Source organism: Vibrio sp. Y10_XG_PY6 (assembly GCF_024181795.1).
Taxonomy (GTDB): domain Bacteria; phylum Pseudomonadota; class Gammaproteobacteria; order Enterobacterales; family Vibrionaceae; genus Vibrio; species Vibrio diabolicus.
In genome coordinates this window covers 442,271-456,468 of sequence record NZ_JAMZAQ010000001.1, presented here as the reverse complement: position 1 = coordinate 456,468, position 14,198 = coordinate 442,271, and the positions used below count along the sequence as shown (strand labels likewise).

The 14,198-nt window shown below is 46.1% G+C and carries 11 protein-coding genes; 4 read left to right on the top strand and 7 right to left on the bottom strand.

All coding sequences use genetic code 11. The features are described 5' to 3' along the window. Window positions 1-51 precede the first annotated feature (51 nt). The 6 genes from NL644_RS02020 to NL644_RS01995 form a co-directional block, all read right to left on the bottom strand. Window positions 52-978, bottom strand: coding sequence for a LysR substrate-binding domain-containing protein (locus tag NL644_RS02020; RefSeq protein ID WP_005392445.1), 927 nt, complete (start codon window positions 976-978; stop codon window positions 52-54). A gap of 248 nt (window positions 979-1,226) precedes the next feature. Next, complete coding sequence (locus NL644_RS02015) at window positions 1,227-2,591, bottom strand: TrkH family potassium uptake protein (RefSeq protein WP_253657915.1); 1,365 nt, start codon at window positions 2,589-2,591, stop codon at window positions 1,227-1,229. A gap of 1 nt (window position 2,592) precedes the next feature. Beyond that, window positions 2,593-3,246, bottom strand: a complete 654-nt coding sequence (locus tag NL644_RS02010; protein WP_005375180.1) for a TrkA family potassium uptake protein — start codon at window positions 3,244-3,246, stop codon at window positions 2,593-2,595. Window positions 3,247-3,397: 151 nt separating this feature from the next. After that, window positions 3,398-4,096 carry a response regulator transcription factor gene (locus NL644_RS02005; RefSeq protein WP_062906723.1) on the bottom strand — a complete coding sequence of 233 codons (699 nt, stop codon included), beginning with the start codon at window positions 4,094-4,096 and terminating at the stop codon, window positions 3,398-3,400. Beyond that, window positions 4,093-5,127, bottom strand: coding sequence for an ATP-binding protein (locus tag NL644_RS02000; protein ID WP_253658295.1), 1,035 nt, complete (start codon window positions 5,125-5,127; stop codon window positions 4,093-4,095). The genes NL644_RS02005 and NL644_RS02000 overlap by 4 nt, the downstream gene beginning before the upstream one ends. A 237-nt stretch (window positions 5,128-5,364) precedes the next feature. After that, entirely contained in the window at window positions 5,365-7,218 is a 1,854-nt protein-coding gene (locus tag NL644_RS01995) for an ABC transporter ATP-binding protein (RefSeq protein WP_253657914.1), read from the bottom strand. A 145-nt stretch (window positions 7,219-7,363) separates the two neighbouring features. Between NL644_RS01995 and NL644_RS01990 the strand changes: the two genes are divergently transcribed. From NL644_RS01990 to fhuB, 4 genes are read left to right on the top strand one after another with little or no spacing between them, the layout of a single operon-like run. After that, a complete protein-coding gene (locus tag NL644_RS01990; RefSeq protein ID WP_114322810.1) occupies window positions 7,364-9,469 on the top strand; it encodes a TonB-dependent siderophore receptor in 2,106 nt (701 codons plus the stop codon). Between the two features lie 52 nt (window positions 9,470-9,521). Next, the gene (locus NL644_RS01985; protein WP_048625354.1) at window positions 9,522-10,307 is read left to right on the top strand and encodes an ABC transporter ATP-binding protein; all 786 of its coding nucleotides are present in this window, start codon (window positions 9,522-9,524) and stop codon (window positions 10,305-10,307) included. After that, on the top strand, window positions 10,298-11,227 hold the full coding sequence (locus tag NL644_RS01980) for an iron-siderophore ABC transporter substrate-binding protein (protein ID WP_203343508.1): 930 nt from the start codon (window positions 10,298-10,300) through the stop codon (window positions 11,225-11,227). The genes NL644_RS01985 and NL644_RS01980 overlap by 10 nt, the downstream gene beginning before the upstream one ends. After that, the gene (gene fhuB, locus NL644_RS01975; protein ID WP_253657913.1) at window positions 11,224-13,191 is read left to right on the top strand and encodes a Fe(3+)-hydroxamate ABC transporter permease FhuB; all 1,968 of its coding nucleotides are present in this window, start codon (window positions 11,224-11,226) and stop codon (window positions 13,189-13,191) included. Before NL644_RS01980 ends, fhuB begins: the two co-directional genes overlap by 4 nt. A 99-nt stretch (window positions 13,192-13,290) precedes the next feature. On the opposite strand, the gene NL644_RS01970 is transcribed toward fhuB, so the two are convergent. Further along, on the bottom strand, window positions 13,291-14,139 hold the full coding sequence (locus tag NL644_RS01970) for a mechanosensitive ion channel family protein (protein ID WP_005392418.1): 849 nt from the start codon (window positions 14,137-14,139) through the stop codon (window positions 13,291-13,293). Window positions 14,140-14,198 lie beyond the last annotated feature (59 nt).

The following is a 14,198-nucleotide window of genomic DNA, read 5'->3' as shown; positions in this document are numbered from 1 at the left end:
TTCCCGCTTTTTTAACATTACCAAACTCTGTTCTTTTCTCTGCTTATTGATTTAGGCTAAGCCTCGATCACCCACCTCATCTGGCAACTGATGCAAAAGCCATTCTCTAAAACGTTTGACGCTGGCTGGGATTAAACCTCTATTTTTAGGTTCAAGCATAGAAAAATTGGAAGGTGTTGAAAGCACGTGTTCGACTGGCCTAACCAAAGCGCCGCTTTGTAAATAGTCGTCCACTAATGAGCCCCAAGCTAACGCGATGCCCTGACCATTAATTGCCGCTTGTAACAGCATTGGATAGTTGTTGATGTTCATGCGATTACGAGGCGAAATATTTGGCAATCCAACACTCGCAAACCACTGCTCCCAATTCACCCAATCTCTTTGAGACTCTTCCAGATAGAGTAACGTTTTATTGAAGATTTCTTCTGGCTCACTAGGCTGGCCTATTTTCTCTAAATAAAGCGGGCTACACACAGGGAATACTTCTTCTGAAAATAGCGTTGTCACATCCATTTCCGCAGGTGGAGTGCGACAATAAAACAAGGCGATATCGCAATCTAATCGGCGTAAGTCCAACACATTATCTGAGGCCAATATCCTTATATCGATGTCATCATGTTCATTTTGAAATTGAGCGACCTTAGGCAACAACCACAAAGCGGCCATTGCGTTTGTCGTCGCAACCGTGATCTTTTGTTCGCCCTGCCACTTCTTCACTTCACCCGTGATTTGAGCAATATCGAGCAAAGATTGGCTGACGGCTTGATAATATTGAAGACCTGTAGGCGTTAAGTTAATGCTTCGATTGGCTCTCGTGAACATAGCCTTGCCTAAGTATTCTTCTAATTGTCTAATTTGGCGACTGATAGCACCTTGGGTCACGTTTAGCTCGTCAGCGGCTAACGTAAAACTCAAGTGCCGCGCCGACGCTTCAAACGCAACGAGGCTATTTAAAGGTGGGAGGGGTTTGATTTTCATGTATCTTCCAGTAAGGCAGTATTGTAATTATTTTTATTCCCGGCAATCTTATGTTGCACGTGGATAATGCCATTCTGGACAACACCTCAAAAACGACAATTTATAAATGATAAAAAATAGAGATGAATCATAAATTGTTGTGAGAGAGGCAACCGTATACAGTTTCGTGGCTACAAAGAGCACAAAAAAGAGGAGCAGTTACTCCTCTTATGCCTAGCCTTTTGGTCATTTTCTCCGAGTTAGCCCATTTACCCTATTGCCAGTTTAGTGCTCGCGTAACGCGCTTTTTTCTTTCTTGGGCTGGCTAAGAAGTACGCTAAAGTAAGAGGCCCTAATCGTCCCATAAACATCATGAAGATGATCACTAACTCACCCGGTTCGGACAAACTGCCCGTTAAGCCTCGCGACAAACCAACCGTACCCAGTGCCGAGACCGCTTCGAACATAATGTCTAACATAGACGCTTTCTCTGTCAGTAACAGCGTGAATATGGCAAACCAAGTCACACCCACCGAGATCAGAGTCAGCGCCAATGCCTTTCTGATGGTCTCTTTGGGAATCTCGCGTTGAAACGCATAGGTTGCTTCATCGCGACGCAAATAGCTGTAAGTTGCCAAGACTAACACCATAAATGTCACAACTTTAATGCCACTTGCCGTGCTCAATGATCCACCGCCAATAAACATCAACACTAGAATGATCGCCGTTGTGGCATCTTCCAACTGATCGATAGCTAAAGTATTGAACCCCGCCGTTCTTGGCGTCACCGCTTGAAACCACGATGCCCACCATTTCCCTGCTTCGCTCAAAGGAGCAAGCGTGTTGGGGTTATCATATTCAATCAGGTAAATGGCGATAAGTGCCACCACGTTAATGATCACCGTGCCTAAGATCATCATTCGACTGTAAACGGTAAGTCGGTGCCAACGGCGATTGCGTTTTAAGTCAATCCAAACCGAGAAGCCTAAACCACCAATAATGAACAAACTGGTAATGGTGAAGTTAACGACCGGGTCGTCCACGTAAGGCATTAAGCTATCGGCACTCAACGCAAAACCTGCATTGTTAAACGCACTGATGGTGTAGAAGAAACCATGGAACAAACTGGTTTTCCAGCCCAGCTCTTCACTCCAATAAACGCTCAAAATAGTAAAACCAATAAGTTCAACGAGCAGAGCGAACATCAATACAGATTTAGCGGTGGCAATGAGTGTCGACGAGTCAGTTTGGTTGAACGCCTCTCTCGCGACGGCTCGCTCCAAAAAGCCTATTTTTCCGCCCAGAGCCAGCAAAGTCACGATGGCAAACGTCATTAAACCTAGGCCACCACATTGAATCAGGAAAGCAATAACCACTTGCCCAAAAGGCGTAAACGCCGTGCCCGTGTCTACCACAACTAATCCCGTCACCGTAATGGCCGATGTCGCAGTAAACAGGCTTTGAATCCAAGTGATGGGCTCTGTGGTGGCAATCGGCAGTTTGAGTAAAACTGTGCCGAGCATGATCAAGCACGCAAAACTGAGGCTAAGTATCAATGGCGGTGCGCCCAACAATTTTTTACCCGCTTTAGGTTTTCGCTCGATTGGGATAATAGAGGGATGCCACAAAACCATGTTACACCAACCTTGGAGCGACGTATTTCAGCTCAGCGCGACTACCACAAAGCAACAGCGTGTCGAACTCATTAAGCACAAACTCATCATTGATATTGGTGTAGACGGCTTCTTCGCGCTTCACCAAGATAGGCTGAATGTTGTAACTGCCTCGGCTGATCAACTTAGAAAGCGGCGTATCGTGCAGATTGGATTTAACGTGGATTTCCACCACATACAAGCCATGCCCCATTTCCAAATAGTTGTTCACCATCGGATAGTTGAGTGCCTGCGCGACTCTTACGCCCATCTCCTCTTCCGGATGAATAATGCGTTGTACACCAAGCTTAGACACGATGGTGTGGTGCGCTTTGGTGCTCGCTTTGACCCAAATGGATTTCACACCCAGATTTTTCAGCGCCAGAGTACACAACAAACTGGCTTGCATGTCTTCGCCAATCGCCACCAACACCACATCACTGTTCGCTAGCGCTAATTCTCTGAGTGCACCTTCGTCTGTCGCGTCACATATGACCGCTTGCGTTAACTCTTCGACGTATTTCTCGACGATTTTCGGGTCGCTATCCACCCCCGTTACGGTGTGTCCTAGATGAATAAGTTCTAAGCTGGCGGCAACGCCAAATCGCCCTAAACCAATTACTGTAAAGTGAGCCATATCAATACCTAACTGTGTTTTATGTATAGAAAATGCTAATGCGTTAAGGGCTAGACTGATTTTCCGTCGCGGAAAATAGGCAACACGAATCCTGTTCGAGTGCTGATAACCAGCACTAAACCTTGGCATTAACGTTGATTAAATTTGGAATTTAGTGGTGCTTGGACGTCTCAAGCACTAAACGGTAACCCAGCCCCGGCTCGGTTTTTAATAGCCGCTGTTCGTCAGCACTATCGTTCAGTTTTTTGCGTAGTTGACTCACTAACACGCGTAAGTAATGAGTATCTTCGACATGACTTTTCCCCCAAATCACCGCTAGCAAATGAGTTTGCTCAATGAGTTTTCCCGGCTTGAGAATCAACTGTTCAATGAAAGAAAATTCTTTCTTGGTGAGTGGAATTTCCCTCTGATCCAACCAAAATTGGTGGGTGCTTTTGATGATTTTGACTCGGCCAGCCACCAGCTCATCAGCGACGGATTGCTCATCCACCAAATCTCGAACCAGCACTTTGATGCGCGCGATGAGCTCTTTTACGCCAAAAGGCTTGCTCAAGTAATCATTCGCGCCCGCTTCTAAAAGGCGGATTTTTTCCTCTTCTTGATCGCGAGCTGTCAGCACTAGCACTGGCGTTTTATACGTCTGACGAAGTGTAGTGAGAAACTCCGTCCCATCGCCGTCGGGCAAGCCTAAATCAAGCAGAATGACATGCGGCGAATGCGCTTCGAAACACGCTTTGGCTTCTGCAATGGTACTCGCGCCAATGTAATCAAACCCTTCAGCAGACAGCGAAATACGAATAAAGGTATGAATGCGAGGCTCATCGTCCACGACTAAAACTTTGCAACTCACGCCTGTTCTGCTCCTTGATTGAGTGGAAGTCGAATGCGGATCAGCGTCCCTTCTGATACTGGCATAGATTGAATCTCTCCTTGGTGTGCGGTGATGATGCCTTTGGCAACCGCGAGTCCCATTCCGGTGCCTGAATCGGCCGATTTGTTGTTCGCGCCGGAATAGAAAAGGCTGAATATTTTTTCCGCATCTTCAGCTTTGATGCCAATCCCCATGTCCCGAACATCAATCACGCACGACGAACCCTGCTTAGAAAGAGAAACCTCAACAGGTTCATTCTCTGGTGAAAATCGCATGGCATTATCCAACACATTAAAAAACGCTTGTTCGATGAGCGAACGACTTACTGATAAATAACCAACGGCATCATCCATATTCATGGACACTTTCTCGGTGTAATTCGGCAAACGAGAAACCGCATCCCGAACAATATCTGCAATCGACTCGTCTTTTTTGGTAATTTTTAATGTACCGTGCTGGAGCTTAGTCGCCTGTAAGAGGTTCTCGATATATTGATGCAAGCGGTGGCTTTCTGAAGTCGCACTGTCGAGCAATTCTTTACGCTCTAAGTCATTGAGCTTGGGCATGTACTCGTTGAGTGTGGTCAATGTTCCAATAATGGTTGCCAGCGGCGTGCGTAGGTCATGGGACACCGATAGCAGGATGCTGTTTTGCAGCTTGGTTTGTTTTAACTCGCCCTGCTGGCGACGATAAAGATCTGCAAAAGTGCTGGTGATAAATGCCACCACCATAAACACGACTAGATTAAAAATGTCTTCCGGACGAAGCATCTGCAAAGAGTAACGAGGCGTCGTGAAAAAGAAGTTGAAGCTCAACGCTTCGATCACCGCCGCCGCATAAGCGAATCGCGAGTTGCATTGAAACGCCACCACCACGACTGCTAACTGCAAAATCAGCAGGACGGCAGCCGTAGAGCCAAACAGTTGGTCTAACAGCCATGAGGCCACAACCGCGCCAACAATCACGATGGCAGAAAAGAGAAATGTGTTATCTCGCCAATGAGCAAACATAAAGTACATCAACCAAAATTCGATGTAGAAAACTTTAGCAAAAGCCCATTCGGAGTTCGCGTAAAAAAAGCGTAAAAAATTCAATAACGACAGTGAGTTATAAACATAATCATCATTAAGTTGGCCTAACTCAATGAATAATCACAAGTTAACGTTGCCCATTTACGCCTACTCACTCGGTATAAACGGCAGACACAAAAAAGAGGAGCATTTGCTCCCCTTTCGTGTAGCGCCATATTAGATGACTTGCCGTTGAGCATCACCTTGCTCAGACAAAAAGCCGCCAGTTTGATGCTTCCACAACTGAGCGTAAACGCCACCCAGTTGCAGCAGTTCGTGGTGCGAGCCTTGCTCAATGATTTTGCCGTCATCCATTACAATCAAACGATCCATCGCGGCAATCGTTGATAAACGGTGAGCAATCGCAATCACAGTTTTTCCTTCCATCAGAACTTCAAGGTTTTCTTGAATTGCCGATTCTACTTCTGAATCAAGTGCAGACGTTGCTTCATCCATGATCAAAATTGGCGCGTTTTTCAGCAGCACGCGAGCAATCGCCACACGTTGACGCTGACCACCAGACAGCTTCACACCGCGTTCACCCACTTCAACGTCATAGCCAACGTTACCTTGCTCGTCTCGTAGAGATTGAATGAAATCATGGGCATGTGCTTTCTCAGCAGCTGCGATAACGGCATCCATTGAAGCATCTGGATCACCGTAAAGAATGTTCTCTTTAATTGAACGATGCAGCAAAGAGGTGTCTTGCGTGATCATACCGATGTGTTGGCGAAGCGACTCTTGTTCGACTTGCGAAATGTCCTGTCCATCAATACAAATCTTACCGCTATTTACGTCGTAAAAGCGCAGCAACAAGTTGACCAACGTGGATTTACCTGCCCCAGAGCGACCGACAATGCCGACTTTTTCGCCCGGTTTGATAGTCAGATTCAAGTTCTCAAATACTGCCTTCTCATCACTGTAGTTAAAACCTACGTGATCAAAGCAGATCTCACCTTGAGAGATTTGCAAAGGCTTAGCATTTGGTACGTCTTTCACTTCAACATCGTTTGAAATCGTATTAATACCGTCCACTACCGTACCGATGTTTTCAAACAATGCGCTAACTTCCCACATGATCCACTTCGACATTCCTTGTACGCGCAACGCAATACTAATGGCAATCGCAATAGCACCAATTGTTACAGCGTGATCTAGCCATAGATAAACCGAAATGGCACTAATAGACATCAGCAGTAAATAGTTGATGGCATCAACACTAAACAGCAAACAAGTCACCATGCGCATTTGGCGGTAAACCGTCACCAAAAATTGCTTCATGCTGCTTTCTGCGTATTCCAACTCTCGCTGTGAATGAGCGAATAGTTTTACGGTAGAAATGTTGGTGTAAGAATCGACAATGCGCCCGGTCATGACCGAGCGAGCGTCCGCTTGATCTGTCGCTACTTGTTTCATTTTAGGGATAAAGTAGAACTGGATAACCGCGTACATTCCTATCCAAATCACAATAGGCAACATCAGCAAACCATCGGCCTCGCCCATCATCCAAAGCATCGAAAGAAAATAAACGCTGATATAAACCAGTACATCCACCAACTTCATGACCGTTTCTCGTACCGCTAACGCACTTTGCATCACTTTGGTCGCAACTCGGCCTGCAAAGTCACGTTGGAAAAATCCAACCGCTTGTTTTAGCAAGTAACGGTGAATCAACCAACGGATAGACATCGGGTAGTTACCCAATAACGTTTGGTGCATCACCATTGAGTGGACAAAACCGAGAACTGGCATCACAACCGCCACTAAGAACAGCATCATTAGCATGCGATCACCCTGATCTTGCCAGAATGTTGCGCGATCCTGATTAGAGAGAATATCGACGAGCTCACCCATATAACGCAACAGCGTCACCTCAGTAATGGCAATAAGCGCACTGAACACAGCCATGACAAGTAAAGGGGCTTCAAAGCCACGAGTGTAAAAGCGACAGAAGCCAAAAAGTGTCTTCGGTGGCTTTTCGGTTTCCATCTGGGGAAAGGGTTGGGTCAGTTTTTCAAACCAATTGAACATAACAACGACTTTAAGTACCGCGAATGAATTTGCGAACGTTTTACTATCTTTTGATACAAAAGTCAGTAAAATACCGAAACAAAAGTTCAAATGATAATAATTACAATTAAGCTTAGCGTTAATCATAATTGTCGGGAATATATTTATGACAAAGAATAACTTACTGACCATCGCGATCCGTAACGCATTGGTCTGTGCTTTGGCACCAACAGCAGCAGTGGTTGCATTCACAGCACAAGCTCAAGAAGACGTTGTACAAGATGACATTATTGCAATGGAGACCATTACGGTCACCGCACAAGCACTTAAAGTAGAAACCCCTGCGGCAGAAACGCCGCGCAGCGTATCTATCATTTCTGAAGATGAACTTCGTGTTCGTGCACCGCAAAAATTGGACGAAGCATTACGCTACACGTCTGGTGTAACCGCTCAACCTTATGGCGCAGACAACGACACTGATTGGTTCAAAGTTCGTGGATTTGATGCAGCGACTTACCTAAACGGCAACCGCCTATTCCGCGATGGTTACTACACATGGTTAGTCGAACCTTACGGCCTAGAAAGTGTAGAAATCGTTAAAGGCCCATCAGCTATTCTGTTTGGTGAATCGGCACCAGGCGGTATCGTGAATGCGGTGCAGAAAAAACCAACGTTTACGCCTCAAGGCGAAGTAAAAGTCGAAGTTGGCAACAACCAACACCAATCCGTAGGTTTTGACATTGCTGACGAAGCAAACGACGCAGGCACCGTGCGCTATCGTTTGGTTGGCTTGATGACAAGCCAAGACGGTGAACTGGACGGCACAAATAACGAGCGTTTCTACCTAGCGCCAAGTGTCGAGTTCGACATTTCTGACCGTACAATGCTGACCGTTTTGGCTACTTACCTTCATGATGACGGTGTACCAACTAACCCATTCTTCCCGGCAGCAGGTACTCTGATTGGTTCTAACTTTGGCAAAATCGATCCTTCGACTAACCTTGGTCAGCTAAACTACGATAAATACGAACGCACGCAGTTTTCTCTAGGTTACTTACTAGAGCACGACATCAATGACACGTGGTCATTCTCGCAAAACCTCAACTACGGCTCCAATGAGTTGTACTTGCGCAGCTCTTACGCGTTCTCAAACAACGATCCAGCGAAAGAAGAGTTAACGCAAGGCATCGTATTCCGTGACGGAAAAAACCAGAGCATCACGTTCGATAACAATGCTGTCGGCAACTGGATGACAGACAACGCAGAGCACACAGTGCTTATCGGTATGGATCTGCAATTCCACAAAACCGATGGCGACGAGCAAGACAACTACGCATTTGGCACCATCAATCCGTGGAACCCAGTTTACGGCAACTTCACCCCGCTTGATCCTGCCAACAACGTGAAACGTGAGATTGAGAAATCTCAAGCAAGTCTCTATTCACAATACCAATTGAAACTGCATGAACAGTGGATTGGTAACATCGGTGCTCGTTACGACTGGGTGAAAACAGAAAACTCTGGCAAAGGCGCAGGCGTTGATCAAAACGAATCTCGTGATGATGGTCAGCTCTCTCTAAGTGCGGGTGTGATGTACCTTGCAAACAATGGCCTGTCACCTTACGCAAACTACTCTCAGTCGTTTGAAGTGATCAGCACTATTGATGCGGCAACCAATGAACTTTACAAACCGCTGGAAGGCGAGCAAGTAGAAGTGGGTGTGAAGTATGAGCCAAGCTTTATGGATGGCTTTATCAACCTTGCATGGTTCGACATCACACAAAAGAACGCGTTGGTCACTAACCCATCAACATGGATTGCGACACAAACAGGTGAAGTGACATCTCAAGGTATTGAGCTTGAAAGCACGGCGCAGCTAACCGACGATCTAAAACTAATGGCAAGCTACACATACACTAAAGCGAAAACAGATGAGAGCTTTGGCCAAGGTAAAAAACAAGCCGCACTTATTCCTGAACACCAAGCTTCAGCATGGGTAGACTACAGCGCCTACAGCCTGATTCCAGGCCTCAATATCGGTACTGGTGTGCGCTACGTAGGTGAGTCAAAAGATAACCCTAAGAGCTCGAACCTAACTGTTCCTTCAGTCACTCTTTGGGATGCGTCAGTCACTTACGACATCACTTCACAGTGGCAAGCACAGCTAAACGTGAACAACATTCTGGATAAAGAGTTTGTTTCAGGTTGCGATTACTGGTGTTACTACGGCCAGTCTCGCTCTGTCATGCTAAACGCAAACTACCGCTGGTAATTGAACTTTCTACTCCCCTCTCTTGAGGGGAGTTTTCTCCTAAGAGTCATCCATGTTTCAACTGTCTAATATTGAGATCGTTCGAGGTGGACGTCAGATCCTCGGCATCGACCAACTTAACATCCCAACGAATGAACTAACTGTCGTTTTGGGCCATAACGGTTCAGGCAAATCGACACTGGTGAACTTGCTTTCTGGTCAAATGTCACCAGATAAAGGCACGGTAACACTAAACGACACTTCCCTTTCGTCACTCAAAACCAAAGAGCTGGCAAAGCAGATCGCCTATTTGCCACAAAAGCTGCCCTCCTCGGCTGGTTTAACGGTAGAAGAGCTAGTGCGCTTGGGCCGCTTTCCGTGGCGTGGCGCACTTGGTCGTTGGAAACCTGAAGACAAACAGATCATCACGCAGGCTATGGAACGAACAGGAGTTACACCTTTTGCTCAAGCTTTGGCGGATGACTTATCGGGCGGCGAGCGCCAACGCGCTTGGGTGTCTATGCTGTTGGCTCAACAATCACCAATTTTGATCCTAGATGAACCGACCTCCGCGCTCGATGTTCACCATCAATTTCAACTGATGGCGCTACTTGCAGAGCTAAATAGAACCGAGAACGTAGGCATTATCGTGATCCTGCACGATTTGAACTTAGCACTGCGCTATGCAACCCACATTGTTGCGCTCAAGAAAGGTCAAATTGCGTTCGAAGGCAACGCCGACATGTTGCTAGATGAGGAGCGCCTTTCTGAGTTGTATGAGTCACCGATTAAGCTCATTGATCATCCAACTCCAGCCAACACATTGGCGAGCCAAAAGGTGGCTGTTGTATGCGCATAATAGCTCGTTTACTTACTGTGGTTACACAATCTGCTTTTCTGTTGGCATTTTTTATGACTAATGCAAATGCAGTCATCACCGTTACCGATGAATATGGTGAGCATAGTTTTGAGCAAGCGCCACAACGCGTTGTTGCCTTAAACTGGGACATCTTAGAACAAGTTTTGGCGCTAAACGTAGAACCAATCGCAGCCCCAAATTTACCAGGCTACCGCCAATGGGTCGTCAATCCAACTGCACCAGAGTCAATTGAAGATATTGGAACCCGAGCAGAGCCCAACTTAGAAAAAATCGCCAGCTTGAAGCCAGATGTCATCCTTGCTGCGTCTCCACAGCAAGACTTGATTCCGTTACTCAAACAAATTGCTCCGGTTATATATTTACCTAATTTTTCTGAAAATGAGGCTGCGGCCGAGACTGCTATTCGTCACTTTCGTACGCTCGGCAAGCTATTCAATAAAGAGGCACTTGCTGAACAGAAACTGGCAGAATTAGATGCTTCATTTGCGCAGATGCGCCAGCGAATTCGCCACTATTACTCTGAGCCACTCAGTGTTCTGGTGATGCGTTTTTCAACGCCGAATACGGTGTTTCTTGCAACCGAAAATTCCACCACAGACTACGTGGCCAGAAAGCTGGGATTACACGCTCCAATTAAAGAGGCTCCACGCGCGTGGGGCGTAAAGCAAGATCGGATTAATCGACTTCAAAACCTTCAAAACAGCTACGTTCTCTACGTACAACCTTTCCCAGAAGAACGCAAACTGAAAGATTCGCCACTTTGGCAAGCGATGCCGTTTGTAAAGAAGCAGCGGGTAAATTCAGTCAGAGCAGTGTGGGCGTATGGCGGTGCTATGTCTTTGCAATACACCGCTGAAGCGATTACCGACAGTCTAATAGAGTTGGCACCAAAGCAATGAGAACGAAACATTATATTGGTTATCTGGCGCTGATTACGTTACTTAGCGTCTTTAGTCTACAAATTGACACTAATTTATCACTCTTCGAACAATGGCAATTATTAACAAAACCAGAGGTAGCGAGCGAATTTCGTGACGTATTTTTTACGCAAGCTCAGCTTCCTAGGTTAAGTATGACCCTGCTTGTTGGTGCCATGCTTGGTCTCACCGGCAGCTTAATGCAGCAATTAACGCAGAATAACCTCACCTCGCCGTTAACTCTTGGCACCTCTTCTGGTGCTTGGCTTGCATTAGTCGTGGTAAACATTTGGTTCGTCGATTGGGTAGCCGATTACTCTGCATTAGCCGCAATGGCGGGGGCTTTAGTGGCGTTTGGCCTGATCGTATCAATTGCTGGTGTGCGTAATATGACAGGTTTGCCGCTGGTCGTTTCGGGGATGGTGATTAATATCCTGCTCGGTTCTATCGCCACAGCCATCATTATTTTAAATGCTCAGTTTGCGCAAAATATTTTTATGTGGGGAGCAGGCGACCTCTCACAATACAGCTGGGATTGGTTTGAATGGTTGCTGCCACGCGCTGCTATTGCAATCGTCATTTTGATCGTCGCACCACGCATTCTGACTCTAATGAAACTAGGGCAAGAAGGCGCAGCAGCGCGTGGGTTAGCAGTATTACCTGCTTTTGGTACGTTAATGGTGATGGGTATTTGGCTGGTATCTGCCTCAATCACCGCAGTTGGCATTATCAGCTTCATCGGATTACTGACCCCCAATATCGCCAGAGCGATGGGGGCAAGAACACCGCGCGACGAATTGATCAGCAGCATGCTTTTGGGCGCAATGCTATTAATCATCACAGACTCTGCCGCTATCTCGCTAAGCTTATGGTTAGAGGAAACCATTCCTAGCGGCGTAGCGGCTGCAGCTATTGGCGCTCCCGCTTTAATTTGGTTTACTCGTAAAAAGCTGACGGCAACCGATCAACTTAACCTTTCAATGAGCCAAGGAAAAACGGCGCTTTCTAAACGCGTGGTATGCAGCATTGCGCTATTCAGTTTGGTTGGGATTCTAGCTTACTCATTCGTTACCCATGGTATAAACGGAATTCAATGGTCTGTGCCAGGTGAGTTCCAATGGCAATTGCGCTGGCCGCGAATGTTAACCGCACTTTCTGTCGGTATTGCTCTATCCGTTGCCGGAATCATTTTGCAACGCATTGTTTACAACCCTCTGGCCAGCCCAGATATTCTCGGTGTGTCTTCCGGAGCCACGTTTGCCATTATTACGACCGGAGTCATCGCTGGGTCACTTCTCTCCGCATTCAACTGGGGCATCGCTTTTTTCGGAAGTATGTCCGTCTTGATGTTATTGCTGATTATCGGTAAACGAAGCCATTTTAATCCATCTAACTTCGTGTTGTCCGGCATCGCACTAACGGCACTATTAGAAGCCCTCGTTCAATTTTCGCTAGCTCAAGGTTCTGGTGACAGTTACAAAATTTTATTGTGGCTAACTGGTTCAATTTATCGAGTCACAGCCGACACCGCACTGATGCTATGTTTGGCCATAATAGTTCTGCTTACCGCTGTATTCGCGATTTCTCGCTGGCTAACATTAATTTCCATCGGACGACAATTCTCAAATGCACGAGGACTTAACCCCACCGTAGCCAATACGCTAATGCTCACCATCGTTGCTTTATTATGCGCCTTTTCTACCGCTACAGTTGGTCCGATATCTTTTGTTGGCTTGGTCGCTCCCCATATGGCGATGATGTTAGGAGCAAGAAAAGTGAAAGAGCAACTAAGTGTCGGAGCCTTAATTGGTGCAACCCTAATGTTGTGGGCAGATTGGCTGGGACAAATCGCTATTTATCCAAGTCAGGTCGCAGCTGGCACATTGGTCGCTATTTTAGGCAGTACTTACTTTCTGTTTTTAATGCTGAAAAGTAAATTCAGCTAAGTATTCAGGGAATATAGTTAGAGCTGGAAATACCGTTAGAAAAACAAACCCCGCTATGTTTGATAGCGGGGTTTGTTCTAACTGGCGTACGACACTTCTCTATTTTTCACTCACCACAGGAAAGCGCTGCTCATAAAGTTCCATAAAGTCTTTACGAATCAAATGCTCCAAGTGGTTAGCTTTATCGGTCGGGCAGAAAATCATAACATGCAAAATCTGCTCACCATTGATATTGCTAGAAATATGCATATGTGGCTCTGCACCGGGAAGATCGACCCCAGCGTGTTTTTCAATCATCGCATTGTAGCGATGTGCAACATCACTGAAGTAGCTACAATGCTCTTCAATCTTGTCGGTCAAGATTGGTAACAGAGGATACAAATTAACGAAGTCTTTCACCACGATAGAGAAATTGTGGTAGACGTAGCGCTTCATAAAATTGAGGTTCTTTACTGGGTAAGTAAAAAACATACTATTGGGTAAGGTCGCGGTTTTTCCGGTGTAGTGATATTGACCATGGTGCAGGTCGATCTCTTGAATCACCGTCGCCATCATATTGTGCTCGATCACTTCGCCGCACAGTTTACCGACCTCAATCCAGTCACCGACACGAAAAGAACGTGAGCTTGCTCTTTGAATCGAGCCTGTAAAACACAAAATTATCTCTTTGGATGCCACAACAATGGCAACCGCTATCGCCGTGACACTTAGAGCAAACTCGTTTATTTCTGATTGCCATAAAATAAATAAAATCAGTAATGTAACGGCAAAGGTGCCGTTCTTAGTTCTGGACATCCAGCTGCGCTGATCTTCAGAAAGAAAGGCATGGTCACCACGAATCATCGATAAAATGGTACGACGAATTAACCACATAATCACAAAGATCAGTGCGGTAAAAATCAGTTTATGAGTGAGAAGAAAATCGACGACTAACTGCACTTTCTCCATTCCACGGCTCCCTTAGAATTAAAATACGGCCTAGTAACGGGTAACCATAACAAATTATT

Bases quoted from the DNA above. Each gene is read 5' to 3' on its own strand.
- NL644_RS01980 (WP_203343508.1), top strand. From the start codon at position 10,298: ATGCGCATAATAGCTCGTTTACTTACTGTGGTTACACAATCTGCTTTT.
- NL644_RS01970 (WP_005392418.1), bottom strand. From the start codon at position 14,139: ATGGAGAAAGTGCAGTTAGTCGTCGATTTTCTTCTCACTCATAAACTG.
- NL644_RS01985 (WP_048625354.1), top strand. From the start codon at position 9,522: ATGTTTCAACTGTCTAATATTGAGATCGTTCGAGGTGGACGTCAGATC.
- NL644_RS02020 (WP_005392445.1), bottom strand. From the start codon at position 978: ATGAAAATCAAACCCCTCCCACCTTTAAATAGCCTCGTTGCGTTTGAA.
- NL644_RS02015 (WP_253657915.1), bottom strand. From the start codon at position 2,591: ATGGTTTTGTGGCATCCCTCTATTATCCCAATCGAGCGAAAACCTAAA.
- NL644_RS01990 (WP_114322810.1), top strand. From the start codon at position 7,364: ATGACAAAGAATAACTTACTGACCATCGCGATCCGTAACGCATTGGTC.
- NL644_RS02010 (WP_005375180.1), bottom strand. From the start codon at position 3,246: ATGGCTCACTTTACAGTAATTGGTTTAGGGCGATTTGGCGTTGCCGCC.
- fhuB (WP_253657913.1), top strand. From the start codon at position 11,224: ATGAGAACGAAACATTATATTGGTTATCTGGCGCTGATTACGTTACTT.
- NL644_RS02000 (WP_253658295.1), bottom strand. From the start codon at position 5,127: ATGTTTGCTCATTGGCGAGATAACACATTTCTCTTTTCTGCCATCGTG.
- NL644_RS01995 (WP_253657914.1), bottom strand. From the start codon at position 7,218: ATGTTCAATTGGTTTGAAAAACTGACCCAACCCTTTCCCCAGATGGAA.